This is a genomic window from Paractinoplanes rhizophilus (assembly GCF_042664765.1).
In the GTDB taxonomy this organism is placed as follows: Bacteria; Actinomycetota; Actinomycetes; order Mycobacteriales; family Micromonosporaceae; genus Actinoplanes; species Actinoplanes rhizophilus.
Genome location: NZ_JBHTBJ010000017.1, coordinates 1 through 21,636 on the forward strand (window position 1 = coordinate 1; position 21,636 = coordinate 21,636).

Below are 21,636 nucleotides of genomic sequence, written 5' to 3' on the forward strand. Positions count from 1 at the left end.
GGCATGGATCAACAAACCCGACAACAACCCACCCGACCAGGTCACCACCCCAGCCGCGACCATCCACCCCGCAGCAGAAAGCTAAGAAAAATCAAGAAATTGTCTCATTTGACTTGACAGGTTCCGGTGTGGGTCTTGCCGGTGCCCGGCGGACCCTGCACAGCGACCGTGCGGTTGCGCGACAGCCGCTGCGCGATGGACTCCTGCGCCTCGTTGGTCGGCAACGGCATGAGGAGGCGGGTGCCGACCGGTTGCCAGCGCCGTGGGTCGTCGGAGGGCATCTCCAGCCTGCTCGGCTCGTGCGCGAGCACGGAGGCAAGCGCGCCGATGGTCCCGGTGTCGCCGGCGAGCAGCCGATCGCGGAGCTGCTCGAGGAAGCGCCGCAGCATCCGTTGCCGCGGTCGGACGAACAGCACACCGGTGTCGTGAATGTGCGGGCCGCCGATCGCCGGCGCGTCGGCCGCGCGCAGCACCGGGTCGTGGCCGAGGCGGCGCAGCGCCCGCTCGAACAGCTCGCGCCGCTCCAGGTCATCCCAGAGGTCGACCGCGACCAGGCCACCGTCGCCGAGACCGAGAAGCTGACGCAGCGACTGGTCGTCCAGGCCGGTCAGCGCGTCGGTCTGCAGCCGGGCCGGCCCCTGCGGCGACACGCTGACCACCGCATGGTCGGCGTCATAGTCGATCGCGACGGGTGTCGCGACCAACGGGTACGCGACGCGGTGCCCCGCGATCTCGAGGTGCACGATGCCGTGCCCCCAGACCAGCTCCTCGCCCGCCGTGTTCATGTCGAGCCGGCTCCGCAGCTCGATCAGGCGCGCGTGCAGCTCGCGGGTTGCCGTGATTCTCCGCGTTGCGATGGCCCACGGCCGCCACGTGTTCTCGACCCACTCGCCGACCTCGGCGGCCCGCTCTTCCACCTCCTCCTCGGTGAGCCCGCCCGGAGCGCGGAAGGCGGGTTCGCGGGTCGCCTCGATCGGCCCGGCGAGCAGCGACGAAATCCGGCCGGGAGCGGCAAGCGATTTGGGTTTCGGCGGCCGCCCCACGCTGAGCCAGCTCGAGTCCGTGTCCCGCGGGCCGAGCCGGCAGTCCGGATGCTCGGGAAGGCCGTTCTGCCAGATCGCCGAGCCCGTGGGCACGGTCCGCGCCGGTTTCTCCATCTGGGCGCGCACGGCGAGCAAATACTCGGTGAGTGCGGCCGCCCGGGCACGAATCGTGGTGGGTGCCTCGTGATGGAGAAGCGAGGTCATGGGTCTACGAGCTCCCTGGCGCTGCGGGTAAGGAGAATGTGTACGCTAAGTCATCTCACCGGTAATTGATGAGATTCGAACTGGGTCGTCACGGCCTAATAGGTTGTCCGGCCGTGCGCAGATTCGACCGGTTCGGCCCTGGGGGCGGTCAGCGAAACGTCTGACCGTCGAACGTGTCGTACACCAGTGCGGGCCTTGATCATTGCGGGATTGTTCAAGAGTTACGACCTTCGCTGTACGGCAGGGGGTCGGGTGCCGCGACGTGCTGCCGCGCCACCTGAAGGCAGGCACGCATCGCTTCTTCCGGTATGCGCATTGCGTCGGCGATCGCCTTCTCGGGTGCCGTGTGGCCGCGGTCGACCAGTTCGTCGTGGATGTCCAGGAGGCCACGGTGGTAGCCGGCGTCGTCGGACGGCAGCCCGGCCAGCCGGTCCTCGACATAGTGGCGCACCATGACGGCGTGGCCGCCGACGGCTGGGATCTCGTTGAACTCGGCTGTCATGTCGGCGAGGAGCCGGTCGACTCGGCGCATGACGCTCGCGGTGATGCCGTCCGCCTCCTCGGCAGCCACCTCGATCGCGAGTCGCCGAGGTCCAGGGGAGCCTTCCCATTCGGCGACGACGTACAGGGCGGGCTCACGACGCTCAAGGCGTTTGGTGTTTTTCATCAGGGCGTCCTCACTGGAGCTTCACGGCAACGCCGCCGGAGAAGACCGAGTCGTGCAGTTCCAGTGATGTCAGCTTGGTGCCCTTCGGCACGTCGAAGACCAGCGTGCCGGTGACCGCGTTGCCCGGGTTGATGTCCTGGAAGAGGACCTGGTTGTCCTCGTTGACGTAGATCCCTGCCCCGGAGTCGGCGGAGTACTCGACCTTCTTCGCGTCGTATGCCTTCTGCGCCGAGTCGGCAAAGGCCTGCGCCTCCTTGCCGATGTTCTTCACCCGCAGGGTGATCAGGCAGTACTGGCCCTGCGCCTTCTCGCCGAGCAGGCTCGAGCCGACCTTGGTGGCGCCGCATTTGACGCGGGTGACGGTGAACTCGAACTTGCCGTCCCGGGCCGGCTGGTTCAGCCCCGGCGTCTTGTCCTGCTTGGTTTTCGGCTTGCCGGTGGCCTCCTTGGTCGGCGCCGTGGTCGCCGCCTGCGCGGCCTCCGTGTCGGCGGCGTCCTTTCCGCCGCTGGCCGCGCCGCAGCCCAGCGCCACGACGAGGGCGACGCCACCTGCGATCCAGTGCCACCTGTGGTGCTTTGTCGGCTGCGGCTGAGCGACGGGTTGCGGCTGCTGTGGGTACGACATGAGCACACTCCGGACATTGGGAAGTGAGGGCGAGCGGATCGCCCGACGACGCGTCGACTTTACGGTTCGTCCGAGAGCCATGTCAACAGACGCTGTGAACCCGCGAGTCGAGCGCCTATGTATGGCGGCTCTGTCAACGATGATGTGTACACTCACCGGCGTGCAGCAGAGAGCGAGAGTCACCGCCGCCGACATCGCCCGCCTCGCGGGCGTCGGCCGCGCCGCGGTGAGCAACTGGCGCAAGCGGTACACCACGTTTCCCGCCCCGGTCGGCGGCACGGCCGCCAGCCCGCAGTTCGATCTGGAACAGGTCGAGCAATGGCTGATCGCGCAGGGCAGACTGCCCGGTGTCGCGGACGAGGACCGACTGTGGCGCAACCTGCTGGCCGCCGCCGATGATCCCGCCGAGGCCCTCGCCGCCGCCGGAGATGCGCTGCTCGGCCGCCGCCCGCTGCCCTTCGAGCCGCTACGCGACGACGTCGCCGCGCTCGCCGAGACCCACGGCGCCAGGGCCGCCCTGGAAATGCTCTGGCAGCGTTTCGCCGACCTGCCCGGCCAGCGTGCCGTCACCACGCCCGACGCGCTTGGCCGACTGATGGTGACACTCGCGCGGGTCCGCGGCGGCACCGTGTTGGATCCCGCTTGCGGCACCGGCCGGCTGCTGCGCGCGGCCGCCGATTCCGGTGCGGCCGCCGTCTATGGCCAGGACAATGACGCCGCCGCCACCCGTCTGGCGGCGTTGTGGCTGGCGGCCGGTGGCCTGCCCGGCGAAATCCGAACGGGCGACTCGCTGCGCCACGACGCGTTCACCGATCTGACCGTGGACGCGGTGGTCGCCAACCTGCCGTTCGGGCAGACCAACTGGGGGCACGAGGAGCTCGGCTATGACCGGCGCTGGGAGTTCGGCGTCCCCCCGCGTACCGAACCCGAGCTGGCCTGGGTGCAGCATGCGTACGCCCATTTGAAGGTTGACGGCATCGCCGTGCTTTTGATGCCGCCCTCGGCGGCCGCCCGCCGGGCCGGACGGCGCATCCGCGCCGGACTTCTGCGCCGCGGCGCCCTTCGCGCGATCATCGCGTTGCCTCCGGGAGCTGCCGCGCCGCACGGCATCGGCCTCCATCTGTGGATACTGCACCGTACGCGCGAAGCAGCCCCGACCGTCTTGCTGGTCGACACCACTGCGGATCCGGTCGCCGACGCGTATCAGAAAACCCTCGACGCGATCGACTCGGACGGCGCACCGGGCCGTGCCGTCTCGGTGATCGACCTGCTCGACGAGGAAGTCGATCTGACACCCGGTCGGCATGGCGCGCCCGCCATGGCCGGAACCGATGTGGCGGCCGCCCTGGTGGAAAGCCGGCAACGGCTGTCCGGCATCGTGGACCGCCTGCCCGGGCTGCTCCCCGCGGTGGCTGCCGCGCCCGAGCCGCTGGCTCCGGTGCCCACCGTGTCAGTCGCTGATCTCGCCCGCACCGGCCAACTACAACTGCTGGGCCCGGTCCGCGCCGGCAGCGAGCCGGCCGGACATCCCGTGTTGACCAGCGACGACGTCATCAACGGCACCGCCGCCAGCGGCAGCGCCGAACTGCTTGTCAGCCCGAAGATCGATCTGCGATCCGGTGACATCGTCGTACCCGTCATCGCCGCGCGCCTGCAACCCCGGGTGATCACCGAGGGCGGCGCGCTTCTCGGGCGCGGGTTGCACCTGCTGCGGTGCGACCCGCAGGCCATGGATCCGTGGTTCGTGGCGGGTTACCTGCGGAGCTCGACCAACGAACGGCAGGCCGGTACGTCGTCGTCCAGCGGCTCCCTGCGCTTCGACGTTCGACGGGCACAGGTCCCGCGAATCCCGATCGACGAGCAACGCCGGCACGGCGCCGTGTTCCGCCAGATGCAGCAATTTGACGACGCCATCCGGGACGCGGCGGCGCTGAGCGAGGAACTCACCCGGCACACCGCCGACGGCCTCGCCAACGGCCTGGTCACCACGGAGGAATAGATTCGCTCGGTCAACCACACGATCCAGGAGGCGTGGTGCCGGACCGGACGCTCAGCGACGGCCGCTACGAGCTGGCGAGCCCGCTCGCCCGCGGTGGCATGGGCGAAGTCTGGCTGGGCCGCGACGTCAAGCTCGACCGAGAGATCGCGGTCAAGTTCATCCGCGTCCCGCACGGCGTGCCGGAGCAGGAGCACGTGCGTCGGTTCGTGCGCGAGGCCCGGATCACCGCCCGCCTGGAGCACCCCGGCGTGCCGGCGGTGTACGACGTCGGCACCGACGCAGACGGCCGTCCGTTCCTCGTCATGCAGCGTGTGCACGGCATGAGCATCGCTGATCTGATCGCCGAGCAGGGCCCGCTGCCGGTCGGATGGACGGCCGCCATCTGCGCCCAGGTTTGCGCGGTTCTCGTCGCCGCACATGCCGCCTCCCTGGTGCACCGCGACCTGAAACCGAGCAATCTCATCCTGCAGCCCGACGGCTGTGTCAAGGTGCTCGACTTCGGGCTGGCGGTAGCGCCCACCCTCGCCGACTTCTCCCGGATAACGCTGAGCGGCGAGCCGGTCGGCACGCCGGCCTACATGGCGCCGGAACAGGTGGAGGCCAACCTGAGCGAGCCCGCCACCGACCTGTACGCCCTTGGCTGCACCATCTACGAGATGCTCACCGGCGACCATGTCTTCGCTGGATCCACCGCTTACTCGGTGATGACGCAGCAGGTCAAGGAGCCGCCACCGCGGCTGCGCTCGGTGCGGCCGGACGTCCCCGCCGCCCTGGAGAACCTGGTCCTGGAGTTGCTCCGGAAACGTCCCGAAGACCGTCCGGCCGACGCCGAGCATGTTTATCAGCGCCTGCTTCCGTTCGCCGCCGACCTCGGACAGCTGCCCGGCGCTCTCCAGCCGGCCGGCACGGCCAGCCCGATCCCCATGTACGCCGAGTTGGTCGGCCGGGCTTGGCGCAAAGAGCAGCACACCCCCGTCCCGGTCGAGGCGGTTCGGGAACCGGCACATCCGGAAGCGCCCATCAGCCGCGAGAACCTGGCGAAGGCTCGCGATCACGCGCGCCGGCTCGTTCGGGAGTCCCGCTTCGGCCAGGCGGCCGAAGTCCTCGGCGAGCTGGAGGAGCAGACCCGGGAGATCTTCGGCGACACCGACAAGGATGTGCTGCGTATCCGCTACGACCTGGCCACCGCGCTGTTCGAGGGCGGCGACTACCGGCGGGCCGCACCTGTCTACCGCGCGCTCGCCGCATCTCTCACGACCACGGGTGGGGGCAGCTCGGATCTGCTGTTCGACTGCCGCGTCAAAGCGGCCATCTGCGACGCCATGACCGGTGGCGCCGCCGAAGCATTGGAACAGCTCGGCCTGCTGCTGGCTGAGCGGCGGGACGCGTACGGCGACGACCCGCGGACGCTGGAGCTGCGCAAACAGATCGCCCTGCTGCAGCTGCGTTCGGGAGAGCGGAAAGCGGCGCGACAGACGCTGACCGGTCTGCTGGCCGACGTGCGGCGGTTGCCCGGTGGGGCGCATCCGAGTCCCGCCGAGGTGGCCGACCTGATCGCGTCGATCCGCGCCGACCAAACCGAAACGAACCGGACGTGATGACGCAGAGCACGCCGCGCCGCACACCCTGTCGCCGGGCAGATCTCGTTACCGATACGGTGCCAGGCGTCAGAGCCAACGGGAGGGAGCTGCGGTGAAGCTGAACTCGCCGCGCTGGGAAGAGATCAATCCCAGCCCGTTCCAGCACGAGAAGGACGGCCTGCGAGAGCTCGCGGCCTACCTTCCGGACGAGGACCCCTTCCACGTCTGGGCGAACGTCGAGTTCGTCGGCACCGACGGCTCCCTCAACGAGGTCGACGCCCTGGTCCTGACCCGCAGCGCCCTCTACGTGCTCGAGCTCAAGCACTGGCAGGGCGAGATCGAGGGCGGCGGCACCCAATGGGTACGCCGGATGTCCGGCCGTCGCCTCGAGCCCTGGGACAACCCGCTGATCCTGGCCAACCGGAAAGCAAAGCGGCTCGCCAGCCTGATCAGGTACTACGCCAAGCAGCAGGGCAAGGAGAGGCTGGTGCCGTTCGTCGGCGCCGCGGTCTTCCTGCACGCCCGCAACATGCGCTCGAAACTGGACCCGATCGGCGCTCAGCACGTCTACGGCCTGGACAACCATGCCGAGTCCGGTCTGCCAAGCCTCAAGCAGCTGTTGCTCGATAGACCGAAGTATCAGGACCAGCTTGTCGACGCATCGCGCGGCCAGCAGATCATCGACCTGGTGCGCGGTACCAAGATCCGTCCGTCGGTGGCGGACCGGAAGATTGGCCAGCTCCTGCTGTTCGGCAAGCCGTTCGCCGAGGGAATCGGCTGGCAGGACTTCATCGCCAAGCACATCATCGACCAGCATGTCACCCGGCGCGTCCGGTTCTACCTGACCAGCCGTGCCGCCTCCGAGGACGTACCGATCATCCGGCGCGCTGCCGAGCGCGAGTTCCGGCTGCTGCAAGGCATCCAGCATCCGGGCGTCTCGCAGGCTGTCGACCTGGTCGAGCACGCATTCGGCCCGGCCGTGGTCTTCAACCACGACGAGCGCTCGGTGCGGCTGGACCAGTGGTTGCTGCAGCACGAGGCGACCATGACGCTGGCGCAAAGGTTGCAGCTGGTCGGCGACCTGGCCGAGATCATCGCGTACGCGCACAGTCGCCGCCTGGTGCACCGGGCGCTCACCCCGCAGTCCATTTACGTCCGGCACCCGGACGATCCGCGACCGCAGTTGCTGGTCACCGAATGGCAGGCCGGCGGCCGGCTCGCCGACGCCACCCGGACCACGCGGCTCACCTCCACCGACGGCGCCGGCATGGAGCTGTTCTTCGACGACGACGTACGCCGCTACCAGGCGCCCGAGGCCGCGCACCGGATCGACGTGCCCGGCATCCCGCTGGACGTCTTCTCGCTAGGCGCCATCGCATACCGGATCTTTACCGGCCGTCCGCCGGCGGAGACGCCGGAGGAACTCGTCGCCGCGGTCAGCGAGGGCGGCCTGAACCTGTCCGCGGTGGCGGACGGCATTCCCGGCAGCCTAGCCCTGCTCGTCTATGACGCCACCTACGGTGACCCGAGCCACCGCCTGCCCAGCGTCGCGAAGTTCCGCGACGGGATCGAGCAGGTATGGGACGAGCTCACCGCGCCCGAGCCCGTGGTCCACATCGATCCGCTGGAGGCACACAAGGGCGACATGCTGGAAGGCGAACGGCTCGTGCAGAGCCGGCTCGGCTCGGGCGCGACGGCCATCGCGTTGCTGGTCAGCGAGGAGACACCGAGTGGCAAGCGCGAGGTCGTCCTCAAGGTTGCCCGGGACGAGCAGTTCGCTGACCGGCTCGCCGCCGAGGCGGCCGTGCTGCGCAAGATGCACCAACATTGGCTGGTGGCGGCCCTGCAGGACGGCCCGGTCACCGTCGGCAACCGCACCGCGCTGGTACTGGAAAGCGCCGGCGAACGCACCCTTGCCGAAGAACTTGAAGGCGGCCGCCGGCTTGCCCTCGATCTGCTCGAACGCTACGGCCGCGACCTGCTGGACATCGTCACCTTCCTGGAAGCCGAGGGGGTCTGGCACCGCGACATCAAACCGGCCAACCTGGCCGCCCGGCCCCGGCCCAGCGACCGCCAGCCGCACCTGTGCATCTTCGACTTCTCCCTGGCCGCCACCCCGGCCGATCAGATCAGCGCGGGAACCCCGCCGTACCTGGACCCGTTCCTCGGCCCGCCCCGCCGGATGCGCTACGACGCCGCCGCCGACCGGTTCTCCGCCGCGGTGACACTCTTCGAGATGGCCACCGGCACGCTGCCACGGTGGGGGGAGGGAGCCAACCCGGCGACCGTGAAGGACGAGGTCACCCTCGAACCGGCCATGTTCGAGGCGGCCGTCGCCGACCGGCTGGTCGCGTTCTTCGGCAGGGCCCTCGCCCGCGACGTGAAGGACCGCTTCGACACCGCCGAGCAGATGGCCGACGCCTGGAGGATGATCTTCCACAACGTGCCGGAGCCGTCCCAGCACGGGCCGGGCGAAGTGCCGCCGGTGCAGGAGCCGCTGTCTCGCAAGACGCCGCTCGAAGCCGTAGGGCTGACGGTGCGGGCGCTGTCCGCCCTCAACCGGCTCGGCGTGGCCGACGTCGGCGAGCTGCTCGACTACGAGCCGTCCGCCCTCACCCGGGCCAAGGGCGTGCCGGACGCTACCCGCAAGGAAATCCTCGCCCGGGTCCGCGAGCTGCGGGTCGAGCTCGGTGGCGTCCCGACCGCCGAGCCGCCGACTGACGTCGTCCTCCCACACGGGATCGAGGCCGTCAGCGCCACCCTGCTGCCCAGCAAACGATCCAAGGACCACGCTCCGCTGGCCAAGCTGCTCGGCCAGGCGCCCACCGCGGACCACCGGTATCTGAGCTGGATGCCGCAGACCGAGGCCGGCCCGGCGATCGGCCAGAGCCAGCCGCAGGTCTCCGCGCTGATCCGCAAGCACGCGAAGAGCTGGCTCGACAATCCGGCGCTCACCGCCGTACGCGATGAAGTTGTTGCCTTGTTGGAAGTCCGCGGCCTAGTCATGTCGGCCGAGGAGATCGCCGAGGCGCTGATCGTCTCCCGCGGCACGTTCGCCGCCGAGCCGAAGCGCACCGCACAGGCGATCGGCCTGGTCCACGCCGCCGTGGAGGCCGAGCTGCAGCGCGGCGGCGATGCCCGGGTCGCCATCCAGCGGTTCCGCGGCTCGGACACCGTCCTGGTGGGCCGCGAACCGGACGATCCCACCGCGCTCACGACCGCCGCCGACCTGCTCGCGTACGTGGTGCGGCTCGGCCGGATCGCCGCCGACCTGGCGGCGCAGCAGCCGCTGCCCAGTCGGCAGCGGGCGGTCGAGACGCTGCGCACCCTCAAGCAGGAGGGCATGCCCACCCTCAGCGACCAGCGCCTGCTGCAACTCGCCGCCGCGGCCACGCACGGCGCCGCCGACGTCAACGCGCAGGGCCAGCTCTATCCCGTCGGCATGCCCGCGCCGCAGGCGCTGCGGCTGGCGATGGGCAGCCTGATCGGCCAGAAGCTCACCGTCGATGCCCTGCACGATCGGGTACGCGCCCGCTTCCCGCTCGCCGCGCCCCTGCCCGCCCGGCCGGCCCTCGACGAGCTGCTGTCCGAATGCGAGGTGCCGCTCGCCTGGGACGCCACGACCCGGCAGTACGTGCCCCCGACGCTCCCCGTGGGCTACACCAGCACGCGCAGGTCGGGCACGGCCGCGCCGTTCGTCGGCCCGGCCGCGGTCGCCGACGCGGACGCCAAGCTGGCCGCCGTACTCGAAAAGCGCGGCTACCTGGCAGTGCTGGCGTCGCTGCGCCAGGTCACGGCGGCCCGGCGGGCCCTGATCGAACGGCTGAGCCTGACCGAGGTCAACGTCACGGCGTTGCTGATCGAGCGGCTCCGCGAGGCGAAGTACGCCTGGGAGAACATCATCAGCGCCGACACCGGCCAGCCCACGGACGCCAACTTCCGCGCCCTGACCCTGATGGTCCAGCGCGACGTCGCGCCCGCCATCGAGCAGGCCCTCGAGACCACCGACCCGGTGCTCATCACCGAGGCCGCGCCGCTCGCCCGCTACGGCCAGATGCAGCTCCTGCAGCGCCTGGCCGACCCCACCCGCCCACGCCCCGGCGCCCGGCTCCTGCTGGTCGCCGCGCGCCGCCCCGAGCCCGCCATGCTCGACGACACCCAGATCCCCCTGACTTCGCCGGTCGGCCAGTCGCTGTGGCTGCCGCCCGCCTGGATAGGCCCCGCCGTGGAAAGGACCACCCGTTGATCGAGCTCAAGGCGCTGCAGGGCCAGGTGAAACTCCTGGTCGACGACCTGCGCGACGTCGTCGCCGACAATGATGAGCTGCGATCGTCGCTGAAGGCAGAGTGGAAGGCGGCGTTCGACGCGCAACGCACCGCCGCCACCTTCGAGTCGTGGCTGGAGGATCCCCTCGACCAGGCCGCCGTCGCCTGGGTCCTCGGTTGCGTCTTCGTCCGCTTCTGCGAGGACAACGCGCTGATCAAGCGAGTGTGGATCGGCGGCCCGACGGCCGCCGCCCCGGTCGAGCGGGCGGTGCGGGAACGCCAGGGCTACCTGATCGCCAACCCCACCCACAACGACCGGCACTGGCTGCGCGAGGCCTTCAAGTACCTGGCCGAACTCCGCCCCACCGGCAAGATTTTCGACGAGCACAACCCGGTGTGGCGTTTTGGCATCTCCGGCCGTGCGGCGGAGGCCTTGTCGGATTTCTTCCGGCGCGGCGACGGGTACGCGTCGCTGGAGTCGCCTGGCCTGAACACGCGCTTCTTGGGGGACCTCTATCAGAACCTGTCGGCACACGCCCGGGAGACGTACGCCCTGCTGCAGACGCCCGAGTTCGTCGAAGAGTTCATTCTCGACCGCACCTTCGAGCCGGCCTACCGCGAATTCGGCCTCGCTGACACGAAGGTCATCGACCCGACTTGCGGTTCGGGTCACTTCCTGCTGGGCGCCTTCGATCGCCTGATCACGCGATGGAAGGACCGCGAGCCGGCCGAGGACGTGCGGGAGTTGGTGCAGCGGGCGCTCAATCAGGTGACCGGTGTGGACATCAACCCGTTCGCCGTGGCCATTGCTCGCTTCCGGCTGATGATCGCTGCCCTGAACGCTTGCGGCCTGAACGACCTGGAAACCGCACCGGCCTTTAATCTGCGGCTGGCAACCGGCGACTCGCTGCTCGGGTGGGGCCGTTCCTCAACCCACCAAGGCCAGTTCACCTACGGCACTGAGGACGACGGCAAGATCTTCGCGTTTGTCACCGAGGACTACGACGAGTTGACCGAGTATCTGCGCTCGAACCAGTACACGGTCGTCGTGGGCAACCCGCCCTACATCACCGTCAAGGACAAGGCGCTCAACGAGCTATACCGAAAGCGGTACTCGGCCTGCTCCGGCAAATACGCGCTGACCGTGCCTTTCGCTCAGTTGTTCTTCAAGCTGGCCAAGCGCGGCGACAGCAATGGCGACAGCGCTGGCTATGTCGGGCAAATTGCCGCCAACTCGTTCATGAAACGAGAATTCGGCAAGAAGCTGATCAACAACTTCTTCGCAGGGGATGTCGAACTAGTAGAAGTCATCGATGCGTCCGGCGCCTACATCCCAGGTCATGGAACCCCGACGGTTATCCTGTTAGGTCGGAACCGTTTAGTCAGCAGTCGATACAGCTTACCGGTAAGAGCAGTGCTTGGTATTCGTGGTGAGCCATCGCAACCCAATGATCCGGCGCGAGGACTGGTCTGGCGGTCAATCGTAGATCAGATCGACTCGCCAAATTCCGAGAGCGAGTGGGTTTCATGCGCGGATATTGAGCGACGAGCTCTGGCCCAACACCCTTGGAGTCTTAGCGGTGGTGGTGCGGGTCCGTTGATGGAGAAGCTTCAGCGTGGAGTGACCGCTGTCCTTTCTGCGGTTACGCATGATATCGGAATCGTTGCTGTCACGCTGGAAGATGATGCGTACTTGGTTCCCGAGCGCGTCGCTAATCGGTGCGGAGTTGAGAATCGTCATATGGTTATTGGCGACCAAATGCGTGATTATAGCTTACAACTGGGGGATGTTGCTGCTTGGCCATACGCCGAAGCGCTAGTGCCGGTAGATTTGTCCGACACCCCCCGATTGCATCGATTTCTCTGGCCTAATCGGCAGAATCTTAGGCGGCGCGTCTGGTTCCGCCGGCCGATCGAGGAAATTCCCACTATGAAGTGGCATGAATACGGCTTTCTGGCTCGAGAGAAAATGAATACCAGCATGTCTATTGCGTTCGCTTTTGTGGCGACGCATAACCACTTTGTGTTGGATCGGGGTGGGAAGGTCTTCAAGCAGTCGGCGCCGGTGATCAAGTTGCCGGAGGGGGCGACGGAGGACGATCACCTGCGGCTGCTCGGAGTGCTCAACAGCTCGACCGCCTGCTTCTGGCTCAAGCAGGTCAGTCACAACAAGGGTCGGCCGGGTGCCGAGCAAGCCGGTGCGGACGAGCCGTGGGAGCACCGATTCGAGTTCACTGGGACCAAACTGCAGGAGTTTCCTCTCCCGGTGTCGTCTCCGGTTCAACTCGCTCAGAGGATAGATGCCTTGGCGCAGGAAATGGCGGGTCTCACGCCACTGGCTGTTTCCGCTGCCGGGATTCCAACTCGGAAGCGACTTCAAGCTGCGCGGGCTCAATATGAGTCCGTTAGGGGGACGATGGTTGCCGTGCAGGAAGAGTTGGACTGGGCGATCTACAAGGCCTATGGGTTGATCGACGAGAGCCTTGCCGTCTCGGAGTACCCAGAGCTGCAGCCGGCTGAGCGTGCCTTCGCGATTGTGTTAGCACGCCAACAGGCTGCGGGAGAGACGACGACAACGTGGTTCCGCCACCACAACCACAAGTTCGCACCGGTTACGGAACTTCCGAAGCAGTGGTCGCCGGACTACCGGGCTGTCGTGGAGAGGCGGATCGCGCTTATTGAATCTGATCGGAACATAGGTCTGATCGAGCGGCCTGAGTTCAAGCGGCGGTGGGCCACCAAGGGCTGGGACGTGATGCAGCGCGAGGCGTTGCGGGACTGGCTGTTGGATCGGCTTGAGTCGGCGGAGCTGTGGGCGGGAGCGCCCACCCCACTGTCGGTGGCGCAGTTGGCTGACCGTGTCCGGCACGATGACGATTTCCGGTCGGTGCTGGAGTTGTGGGTGGGGTCGGATCAGTACGACCTGGTCAAGACGCTGGGGAAGCTGGTTGCGGACGAGCACGTGCCCTTCCTGCCGGCGTTGCGGTACAAGGCGGCTGGGCTGCGGAAGCGGAAGCAGTGGGAAGAGACCTGGGAACAGCAGCGGCGGGAGGATGCGGGGGAGAAGCTCGACATCCCGGTGCCGCCGAAGTACACGTCGGGGGACTTCTTGAAGGCGTCCTACTGGCGTAACCGGGGGAAGCTTGACGTTCCGAAGGAGCGGTTCGTCTCGTACCCGAATGCGGGTCGTGATGGGGATCCGACGCTGCTGTTGGGGTGGGCGGGATGGGATCACCTGGCGCAAGCGCAGGCGATTGCCACCGTCTACCTGGACCGGAAGACGCAGGCCGGGTGGAAGCAGGAAGCGCTGCTGCCGCTGCTGGCGGGGTTGGCCGAGTTGGAGCCGTGGCTGAAGCAGTGGCATGCGGAGCCGCAGCCTGGGTTCCCGGGGTCGCCGGCGCAGTTCTTCACCGGGTTCATCGACACGGAGCTGGCGACGCTCGGGGCCGATCGGGCGGAGCTCACGCGGATTCGCGGGTTGAGCTGACCGTTCGGCGGAGCGTGGGGGACGGGAGCTGCCGGTCCCTCGACATAGGATCGGGCGACGGGTAAGGAGTGGGACGTTGACCCTGATGCGTGACCTCATCGACATTCCGGAGTCGGTCGGCGACGCCGACTTCGTGGTCCGGGCGTCCGAGGGTGCCGACCTGCATCGGTACGTCGTGACGGAGGACCTGAAGCGGAACTTCGACGAGGCGCTGAGCATGGTCGCGCACGCGGTCCAGACCGGGCGGTCGCAGGCGAAGTTCCTGCACGGCTCGTTCGGTTCCGGTAAGTCGCACTTCATGGCGGTGCTGCGCGAGATTTTGCGGCACAACCCGGAGGCGCGGGCGGTCCGCGGTCTGGCGGAGCCGATCGACAAGTCCGACTCGGCGTTGAAGGGGCGCAAGTTCCTGACGCTCACGTTCCACATGCTCGACGCGCGGTCGGTGGAGCAGGCCGTCCTCGAGGGGTATCTGCGGCAGATCCGGCAGCTGCATCCGGAGGCGCCGATTCCGGCGGTGCACCGCTCGGATGCGTTGCTGGCCGACGCGGCGCGGCTGCGGGAGCGGATGGGCGACGCGCAGTTCTTCGCCGCGCTGGGCGGTGGGGGAGCGGCCGGCGGATCCGGTGGCGGGCTCGCGGCCGAGATGGCGAGCGAGGGCGACTGGACGGCGGAGACGTATGACCAGGCGGCGAATGAGCCGCCCGGCACCCCGCTGCGCGACCAACTGGTCAGCGCGCTCACGACGGCCTTCTTCTCCGGTGCGGTGCAGAGCGGGGAGTATCTCGACTTCGACACCGGGCTCGCGGTGGTCACTCGACATGCCAAGGCGCTCGGGTACGACGCGATGGTGTTCTTCCTCGACGAGCTGATCCTCTGGCTGTCCACGAAGATCGCCGACCACACCTTCGTGCAGACCGAGGGTGCGAAGCTCAACAAGCTGGTCGAGTCGTCGGACGCGGCCCGGCCGCTGCCGATCGTGTCGTTCGTGGCGCGGCAGCGGAACCTGGAGGAGTTCCTCGGCCCGCAAGTCGGCGGCACCGAGCGGGCGGCCCTGGCCGATGTGATGCGCAGCGTGCAGGGCCGGCTCGGGCAGGACATCGTGCTGGCCGACACCAACCTGCCGGAGATCACCGAGAAGCGGCTGCTCAAGCCGAAGGACGAGGCCGCCCGGAAGGTCATCGACGACGCATTCGCGGCGGTGCGCAACCGTCGCGACGTGTGGGACACGCTGCTGCTCGGCGCCCAGTACGGCGACGCCGGCATCGGGTCCGACGCGGCTGCGTTCCGGCGGCTCTACCCGTTCTCGCCGGCGCTGGTCGCCACGCTGGTGGCGCTGTCGCAGGCCCTGCAGCGGGAGCGGACCGCGCTGAAGGTGATGACCGAGCTGCTCGTCGACCGGCGGGACACGCTGCGGGTCAACGATCTGATCGGGGTGTCGGCGCTTTTCGAGCCCCTCGTGCTGCGTGGCGAGCTGCCCGACCGGCCGCAGCTCAAGCACAAGTTCCAGAAGGCTCGGGAGAGCTATCTCAAGCGGTTCCGGCCGCTGCTGCTCGGCCTGCACGGCGTCACCGAGGAGCAGGCCGCGACGCACGAGATGTTCCAGGTGGACGACCGCCTGATCAAGACGCTGATCCTGGGATACCTGGTCAGCGAGGTGCCGGCGCTGCACAACCTGACCGCGGCCAAGCTGCACGCGCTCAACTTCGGCTCGATCGCGTCGCCGCTGCCGGGCTACGAAAACCAGATCGTCCTCGGCCGGATGCGGCAGCTCAACGCGGACGCCGGCGAGCTGCACATCTCCGACGGCCCCGACCCGGTCATCCAGGTCGAGATCCCGGACGACGACTACGGCGTACTCATCGACATGGTCCCGGCTAACGAGACCGCGTCGGGCGTGCTGCAACAGCTGATCCGCGACCTGGTCGGCGGCGAGCTCGGCCTGGACAACCAGGCAGGCACGTACGGCGAGTACCCGTACGTGCGGGAGTGGCGCGGCCGCAAGCATGTGATCAACGTGCGGTTCGGCAACGTCCGCGACCGCGACAACATGCCGGACAGTGCGCTGATCGCGGGCGGCGACGGCTGGCGGGTCATCATCGATTACCCGTTCGACCCGGGCCACAAGCGCAACGAGGACTTCGCCCGCATCGAGACGCTGGAGAGAGGATCGCGGTCCGTCTTCTGGATGCCGCTGTTCCTCAGCGACGACTCGATGGGCCGCGTCGGCATGCTCGCAAAGGTCAACTATCTGCTGAACGGGCCCAACGGCAACCGGATCGACTCGCTCGCCGCCGACCAGGCCAAGGCCTGGCGGGAGGGCGCGAAGGCGTTCTTCAACCTGCGCCAGCAACAGTTGAAGTCGGCGCTGCTCACCGCCCTCAAACAGGCGTACGGCGCGGCTGTGCCGGAGCCGGGCATCGTGGAGCAGGACAACATCGGCGTGCTGCACACCCTCGCCGAGGGCCTGCGGGTCGGTGACCCGCGCGGTGGGGTGCTGCGCGACGCCTTCGTCAACCTCACCGGCGAGCTGCTGACCTGGTCCTACCCGGGCACGCCGGCCCTGCCCGAGGACGAGAAGACGCCGACCCGGGCCGAGCTGAACAAGATCCTCAGGTACGCGAAGCTCGCCGCCGCCGACCCCACCAAGGGCGTCGCGGTGGACCAGGCCGACCAGAAGACCATCCGGCGGATCTGCAATCCGCTGCGGCTCGGCGAGCTGATCGACCACCGGTACGTGCTGACCGCAAGCACCTGCTGGTGGAGCGGTCACCTGACGCAGGGCGCGGCGCGCAAGGACTACACCAAGCGCTTCCCGGTCCACGTGCTGCGGTCGCTGCTGGACGAGCCCGAGGCGCGCGGCTTCGACAAGGACCTGCAAAACCTGATCATCGCGGTCTTCGCCGAGGAGCAGCAGCTCGCCTGGTACCAGGGCGACACGGCGACCACGGTCGACGCCGTGCAGGCCATCGCCGACCACGGCATGGAGTTGCGCCAGATCGACCTGCCCCCGGAGTCGGTGTGGGCGGCTGCCGGCAGGCACGCCGGTGGGATCTTCGGGGTGCCGGTGTCGACCTGGCTGAGCCCGGCCGCCATGGCGGCGTTGGCCCAGAGCGTACGAGCCGAGGCCGTACGGTTCCGGTCCGCGGTGCCCGTCCTGGTGCAGCGATTGGTGGAGCACGCCGCCACGCTCGGACTTGATCCGCAGGAGCCGAGCGGGCGTCTGCACCAGGCCCGCAAGGTTGCCAGGATGCTCGAGACTCTCGGCGGCGAGTCCGACAACCGGGTCCTGATCGAGATCCTGGCGGCCGTGGACTTCGACATCGACGACGCTGCCATCGGCGCGGTGTTCAAGACCGCCGAAGCGGTGAGCCGAGCCCTCGCCGACGCACAGTGGAGTCTGTTCGACGCCGTGCGGCAGCGCGCGGTGACAGGCGACGCCGAGGCCGAACGGATCATGGGCAAGCTCGCCGTCGCCGCGCGGCACGACGCACATGCCGCCGACCTGGTGGAGGCCCTCCGCGTCGCGGGCAACGAGGCAACCGAGCTGATCGTCAAGCCTCCGGTCGTCAATCCGCCGGTGCCCGGTCCGCCCGTCGTGTCGCCACCCGTTGCCAACCCGCCCATTCCGGCGCCGCCGGTGGTGAACCCGCCGGGCGAGCGAAACCGCACGGTCAGCACCGGCACCGAGCTGGCCGAGTTGATGACCGACCTCGAGGCCGAGCTGAGCAAGGGCCGGACGCTCACCGTGCGCTGGGAGGCTCGGTGACCGTGGCGCAGCCGGCCGCGATCCGGCGTCGGGTCGAGGCCTGGCTGGCCGACAAGGACGACCCCGCGCCCGCCATCGCGCTGCGGGCCCAGCCGGAGTGGCCGGACGCTCCGGTGCTGTCGATCAACGGCACGACCGTGCGGATCGTGCCGTGCCCGACACCGCTCGCGGCCCGCGCCGCACTGCACGAGCGGGCCGGCGGCGAGCGTCTGGTGCTGCTGACGGAGCTGTCCAATGACGACCTCGGCGAGGGCCTGCTTGCTCATATCAGTGAGCAGCACGTCCGTACGGTCGATATCTGGGACGTCGCCATGCAGATGTTCGAAGCCAAAACGGTCGACCCCAACCTGGTCAAGCGCAGCCGCTGGGCCGCCGAGGCGCTGATCACCTACGCCCCGGCCGGCAAATGGCCGGTGGTACAGGGGTCCGTGCTGACCCGCGATCACGCGTTGCGCAGTCTCACTGCCGAGCTGCTGGGCCTCGACCGCGACGAGATCGACGGCGCCGGGCTCATCCAGTGGAGCACCGACGCAGCCCGGGTGCTGCGCCTGTCCAAACTGCCGGACACGCTGATCACCGGGCTCACCAGCTATCTGGTGGAGGTCGCCGGCGACGTAGCCGTACCCGTCGTGGCGGCGGCGCGGGCCGGTAACGGTGCTGACGCCGTACCCCTAGGTTTGCTTGTTGGTGTTTTATGGCCCGCACCGGCCGGAAAGCGGATGCCGACCGGTAAGCGGGCGACCGACACGGCCGCGGCCCGCGCTCGGCTGGAATCCTGGTTCGGCGGCCATCGGCTGACCGACGCGGAGGCGCGGACCTTCAGCGCCGCCGCCGAGACGTGGGTGGACCGGGCGATCGGCGTCGAGGGTGGGTCGGCCGAGGCCAACCGGATGCTCGCGCGGGCCGAGCACATCGCCCGGGAGGTCGACGCCACCTCGCTGCTGGACGGCAGCAACCTGCTCCCCGCGGGCTTCGCACAGCGGATTCGCGATGTCGCCGCGGCGGTCCGGCTCGCCGTGCCCGCCGCCGGTGCCGCCGACGAGTCCCGGATCGCCGCCGCTCAGGTGGCGCTGGTCCGGCTCGGAGAACACCGTGGTGGTGACCCGTCGCGCCTCGAGACCATGCGGATGGCCGTACGGTTGCTGCGTTGGCTTGCCGCGCCGGACCACCCGCAGCCGGCCAATCTCTACGAGGCGCTGCAGCGCCAGGTCCACGAGGACGGCTGGGTCGATCGGGCGCGCCTGGACATCTTCGCCGGCGACACCGATCCGCAGGTCGCGGAGGCGCTGCACCTGCTGCACCGGGCCGTGGACGCCCGCCGGGCCCGCCACGACCACCAGTTCGCCGAGCTGCTCGCCGCGGCCACCCAGGCCGAGCAGGACCCCGACAAGCTGATTCGGGTCGAGGACGTGCTCGATCAGGTCATCCAGCCGATCCTGGCCACCGGCCGCCGCGCGCTGCTGCTGGTCATGGACGGCATGAGCGTCGCGGCCGCCACCGAGCTGGCGGAGTCGCTCACGCGGGTCGGCACGTGGATGGAGCTGACGCCGGGCGGTGGACCGCGGGCCGGGGTGCTGGCCGCCCTCCCGACGATCACCGACGTCAGCCGCTGCAGCCTGATCAGCGGCAGGATAGCGGTCGGCCAGCAGGACGCCGAGCTGAAGGCTTTCAAGCAGCGGTTCCCGCAGGGGGTGCTGCTGCACAAGAGCAAGCTGCGCGGGCAGGCCGGCACCGCGATCGCCCGGGACGTGGCGGACGCCCTCGCCGATCCGGGTGTTCCGCTGGTCGCGGCCGTGGTCAACACCATCGACGACGCCCTGGACCGCAGCGACCCCGGCACCACCGTCTGGGGAAGCGAGACCATACCAAGCATCCGGGACCTGCTCATGCTCGCCGACGGGCGGGTGGTCGTGATCGTCTCCGATCATGGCCACGTCGTCGACCGCGGCCCCGAGGCCGTCCATCGACCGAGCCCGAGCAGCGAGAACCGCTGGCGGCCGGCCGACCCGCCGGCCGGCGAAGGCGAGGTGCTGGTTCGCGGAAGCAGGGTCGCCAAGGGCGGCGGCGCCGTCGTGCTGCCGTGGCGTGAGGAGCTTCGGTACGGTCCGCGCAAGGCCGGCTACCACGGCGGCGCGTCCGCGGCCGAGGCCGTCATCCCGCTGCTCGTGCTCACCGACGGCGACGAGTCCGCCGTGCCGGGCTGGAGCCCCGCCCCCGTCGCCAGCCCCCCTTGGTGGCGGGAATCGCTCTCCGTCGAGCCCTCGGCGGTGCCTGCCGCTGTCCCGGCCCGGCGGCCGGCCCAACGCAAACCCCAAGCCCAATCCGAGAGCTTGTTCGACCTGGCCCCGGATGCCACGGCGGAGCCGGAAACCCCGCCCGCCCCGGCCGGGCCGGACCTCGTCGCGGAACTGCTCGCCAGTGACGTCTACCGGCAACGTCGCGACCCGCGCGCGCCCCTGCCGGACGAGCGGGTCGGCGCCCTGCTCCGCGCGCTGATCGCGGGCGGCAACCGGGCCACGATGGACACCTTGGCCGCCCGCGCTGGCATCCCAGCCGGGCGGATCGTCGGCACAGTCACCGCCCTTCGCAAGCTGCTGCAGGTGGAGGGATACCCGGTGCTGTCCGTCGATCCCGACAACGTGACCGTCAAGCTCGATCGTGACCTGCTCGTCGAGCAGTTCCACCTGGGTGGCAGATGAGTCTCGAGATCTCCGCGCGGCGGCGTAAGGACATCATCGATGCCCTGCGCCGCGGCGTCGTACCCATGAACGGCTTGGACGCCCTCGCCGTCGGCCTCGGCCGATTCGAGGCCGCCCTCGACGATGATCTCGACCGGGTCGCCGGGGGCGGCAGCGTCTTCAAAGCCATTCGCGGCGAGTACGGCGCCGGCAAGACGTTCTTCACCCGCTGGTTGGCCGAGCGAGCGAAGCGCCGGGGCTTCGCCGCCGCCGAGGTGCAGATCTCCGAGCTGGAGACGCCGCTGCACCGGATGGAGACGGTCTACCGCAGGCTCGTCGAGAACCTCAGCACCGAGCAGTTCCCGCCCAGCGCGCTCCGCCCGATCCTGGACGGCTGGATCTTCGCGCTGGAGGAGGACGTGCTTGCCGGCGGCACGGTCGCCGAGGACGACCAGGCAGCGCTCGACGCCGCCGTGGGTAACCTGTTGGAGGTACGGCTCGCGCAGATCTCCCGCAGCACACCTGGCTTCGCGGCCGCGCTGCGCGGCTATCGAGCCGCCACCGCGGCCGCCGACCACGTCAACGCCGATGGGCTCGCCGCCTGGCTGGGTGGCCAGCCGCACGTCGCCGCGACTGCCCGGCGCGCCGCCGGTGTGAAGGGCGACCTGGACCACTTCGCCGCGATGAGCTTCCTGCAGGGACTGCTCACCGTGCTGCGCGACAGCGGCCATCCCGGATTGCTGCTCGTGCTCGACGAGGTGGAAACTCTGCAGCGCGTCCGGTCGGACGCCCGGGACAAGGCGCTCAACGCGCTCCGGCAACTCATCGACGACATCTACGCCGGGCGCTTCCCCGGCCTGTTCCTGATCATCACCGGTACGCCCGCCTTCTACGACGGCACTCAGGGCGTGCAACGGCTCGCCCCGCTGGCCCAGCGGCTCGCCACCGACTTCGGACCGGACGCCCGCTGGGACAACCCGCGAGCCACGCAGCTGCGCCTGCCGGGATTCTCGCTTGACGCGCTGGTCGAGCTCGGCGCCCGGGTACGCGAGATTTACGGCAGCCCGGCGGTCGCTGATCGAGTCGATGACGACTATCTGCGACAGCTCGCCACGGCGGTCACCGGCAAACTCGGCGGCCAGGTCGGTGTCGCGCCGCGTGTCTATCTCAAGAAGTTGGTCGCCGACGTGCTCGACCGCGTCGATCAGTTCGCCGACTGGGATCCTCGCCAGCATTACGCGCTCACCGTGCGCTCGGACGAACTGACCGATGTGGAACGTAATGCCGCCAGCGCCGACGACATCAACCTGCAGCTGTAGGCG

10 protein-coding genes are annotated in these 21,636 nt (G+C 69.0%); 7 read left to right on the forward strand and 3 right to left on the reverse strand.

What is annotated here, in order from left to right; translation table 11 throughout:
• Positions 1-104: 104 nt before the first annotated feature.
• The 3 genes from ACFQS1_RS22495 to ACFQS1_RS22505 form a co-directional block, all read right to left on the reverse strand.
• Complete coding sequence (locus ACFQS1_RS22495) at positions 105-1,247, reverse strand: DEAD/DEAH box helicase family protein (RefSeq protein WP_378971505.1); 1,143 nt, start codon at positions 1,245-1,247, stop codon at positions 105-107.
• 214 nt (positions 1,248-1,461) lie between these two features.
• Positions 1,462-1,914 (reverse strand): hypothetical protein, encoded by a 453-nt coding sequence (locus ACFQS1_RS22500; RefSeq protein WP_378971507.1) that lies wholly within the window; start codon positions 1,912-1,914, stop codon positions 1,462-1,464.
• A 10-nt stretch (positions 1,915-1,924) separates the two neighbouring features.
• A complete protein-coding gene (locus ACFQS1_RS22505; RefSeq protein WP_378971509.1) occupies positions 1,925-2,539 on the reverse strand; it encodes a DUF4352 domain-containing protein in 615 nt (204 codons plus the stop codon).
• Positions 2,540-2,765: 226 nt separating this feature from the next.
• Between ACFQS1_RS22505 and ACFQS1_RS22510 the strand changes: the two genes are divergently transcribed.
• The 7 genes from ACFQS1_RS22510 (at position 2,766) to brxD (ending at position 21,633) form a co-directional block, all read left to right on the forward strand.
• Complete coding sequence (locus ACFQS1_RS22510; protein WP_378971511.1) at positions 2,766-4,538, forward strand: HsdM family class I SAM-dependent methyltransferase; 1,773 nt, start codon at positions 2,766-2,768, stop codon at positions 4,536-4,538.
• 35 nt (positions 4,539-4,573) lie between these two features.
• Positions 4,574-6,136 (forward strand): serine/threonine-protein kinase, encoded by a 1,563-nt coding sequence (locus tag ACFQS1_RS22515; protein ID WP_378971514.1) that lies wholly within the window; start codon positions 4,574-4,576, stop codon positions 6,134-6,136.
• Between the two features lie 94 nt (positions 6,137-6,230).
• Positions 6,231-10,364, forward strand: a complete 4,134-nt coding sequence (gene pglW / locus ACFQS1_RS22520) for a BREX system serine/threonine kinase PglW (RefSeq protein ID WP_378971516.1) — start codon at positions 6,231-6,233, stop codon at positions 10,362-10,364.
• Positions 10,361-13,870 carry a BREX-2 system adenine-specific DNA-methyltransferase PglX gene (gene pglX / locus ACFQS1_RS22525; RefSeq protein ID WP_378971518.1) on the forward strand — a complete coding sequence of 1,170 codons (3,510 nt, stop codon included), beginning with the start codon at positions 10,361-10,363 and terminating at the stop codon, positions 13,868-13,870. Before pglW ends, pglX begins: the two co-directional genes overlap by 4 nt.
• A gap of 85 nt (positions 13,871-13,955) precedes the next feature.
• Positions 13,956-17,636, forward strand: a complete 3,681-nt coding sequence (locus ACFQS1_RS22530; RefSeq protein ID WP_378971762.1) for a phage resistance protein — start codon at positions 13,956-13,958, stop codon at positions 17,634-17,636.
• Complete coding sequence (gene pglZ / locus ACFQS1_RS22535) at positions 17,633-20,335, forward strand: BREX-2 system phosphatase PglZ (protein WP_378971520.1); 2,703 nt, start codon at positions 17,633-17,635, stop codon at positions 20,333-20,335. The genes ACFQS1_RS22530 and pglZ overlap by 4 nt, the downstream gene beginning before the upstream one ends.
• Entirely contained in the window at positions 20,332-21,633 is a 1,302-nt protein-coding gene (brxD, locus tag ACFQS1_RS22540; RefSeq protein ID WP_378971522.1) for a BREX system ATP-binding protein BrxD, read from the forward strand. Before pglZ ends, brxD begins: the two co-directional genes overlap by 4 nt.
• Positions 21,634-21,636: the final 3 nt, after the last annotated feature.

Excerpts from the sequence above, each read along its gene's own strand:
- ACFQS1_RS22495 (WP_378971505.1), bottom strand. The coding sequence starts at position 1,247 with ATGACCTCGCTTCTCCATCACGAGGCACCCACCACGATTCGTGCCCGG.
- ACFQS1_RS22500 (WP_378971507.1), bottom strand. The coding sequence starts at position 1,914 with ATGAAAAACACCAAACGCCTTGAGCGTCGTGAGCCCGCCCTGTACGTC.
- ACFQS1_RS22505 (WP_378971509.1), bottom strand. The coding sequence starts at position 2,539 with ATGTCGTACCCACAGCAGCCGCAACCCGTCGCTCAGCCGCAGCCGACA.
- ACFQS1_RS22530 (WP_378971762.1), top strand. The coding sequence starts at position 13,956 with ATGCGTGACCTCATCGACATTCCGGAGTCGGTCGGCGACGCCGACTTC.
- brxD (WP_378971522.1), top strand. The coding sequence starts at position 20,332 with ATGAGTCTCGAGATCTCCGCGCGGCGGCGTAAGGACATCATCGATGCC.